Origin of the sequence: Kitasatospora sp. NPDC056531, from assembly GCF_042794375.1 — a bacterium.
In the GTDB taxonomy this organism is placed as follows: Bacteria; Actinomycetota; Actinomycetes; order Streptomycetales; family Streptomycetaceae; genus Kitasatospora.
On the sequence record NZ_JBHTTU010000368.1, the window covers coordinates 1 to 1,367 of the forward strand.

The 1,367-nt window shown below is 73.1% G+C and carries 1 protein-coding gene and 1 pseudogene; both read right to left on the bottom strand.

Translation table 11 applies throughout. The features are described from left to right. Positions 1 to 653 (bottom strand): AAA family ATPase (locus ACFQ87_RS46495; protein ID WP_380617095.1); only part of this gene is annotated, 653 nt, incomplete at its 3' end. Between the two features lie 292 nt (positions 654 to 945). Next, positions 946 to 1,367 (bottom strand): annotated as a pseudogene (locus ACFQ87_RS46500) (MFS transporter); the annotation flags it as partial.

Consider the following 1,367-nt stretch of genomic DNA (forward strand, 5'->3'; position numbering starts at 1 on the left):
AGCAGGTCGCCGGTCGCGGCGGGGGCCACGGGCGCGGCCGGGCGGCGGCCGGACTCCAGGAGCTCCTCCAGGCGGGCGTCCGGGACCGGTTCGACGAAGACCCGGGCGAGGAACCGGTCGGCGAAGGCCGCCAGCGCCGGGTCCTCGGGCAGGTGGTTGGCGGCGCCGACGCAGATCCGCAGCGGGCTGGCGAGGGTGGTGCGGCCTCGCCGGAAGACCCGCTCGTTGAGCAGGCCGAGCAAGGTGTTGAGGACGGCGGTCGAGCCGAGGAAGATCTCGTCCAGGAACGCGATGTCGGCCTCGGGCAGCATTCCGGCGGTCTCGAACTCGACCCGCCCCTCGCGGAGTCGGCGCAGGTCGACGGGGCCGAAGAGTTCGTTGGGCTCGGTGAAGCGCCCGAGCAGGTACTCGAAGTAGCGGCCGCCGAGCTGCGCCGCGACCCGCCGTACCGCCTCCGACTTGGCCGTTCCGGGCGCGCCGATCACCAGCAGGTGCTCCCCGGCGACGGCGCACAGCGCCACCATCTCGGCCACGGTCTCGCGCTCGCACATGCCCCTTCCGGCGGCGGCCACGGCGGCGGCTATCAGCTTGGCGTCGGAGGGTGACCCGGCGGCGGGGACAGGTGTCGGGGGAGCGGAGGTGGTCTCGGTCACGAGCATTGGAGTCTACGGCGGTTCGGGCGACGCTGACCAGCGGGTTTCCGCGGGGTCCGCCCGGGCCACGGCCGCGTTCCCGGCCCCGGGCCGAAAACAGGACCGACGCTTTGACAGTGGAAGGAGTCGGGCGTCACCCTCCGGGCCGTCGCCTCCCCCGCCCCCGGCTGGGCGGAGGAACGGCGGGTCCTGCTCAAGCCGATCCGGGACGCCTTTCCGTCCGAGGTGGTCGAGGTCGGCCCCGGCGTCCACGCCCGGCGCGGGCAGCGGCCCACCATGGACTGACGATCCGTCAGTTTGACTTCACAGCAACGGTTCCCATCCGGCCGAGCGAGCGGTCAGGGAGGACGGCGAGGAAGAGCAGCGTCGCACCGCCGAGCATGAACAGCGCGAGGTGGTGCAACCCTCCCGTGGTGGCGCCGTGCGGGAAGAAGGCCGCGGTCGCCGCCGAGGCGGCCATCGCGCCGAGGTACATGAAGGTGCGCAGCAGCCCGGCCGCGGAGGCGATGGCGGCCGGGTCGGCCTGGTGGTACAGGGCGGTCTGGTTGCCGAGCCCGATCAGCCCCTGCGGGACTCCCGCCAGCAGGCCGACGACGATGAGCACGGTGACCGCACTGGTCGAGCCCAGCAGCAACAGGGCGGCACTGGCTGCCATTTGGAAGACCGATCCGACCACCAGCTTGCCGCGTACGGCCGCACTGCGGCCTGTGATGG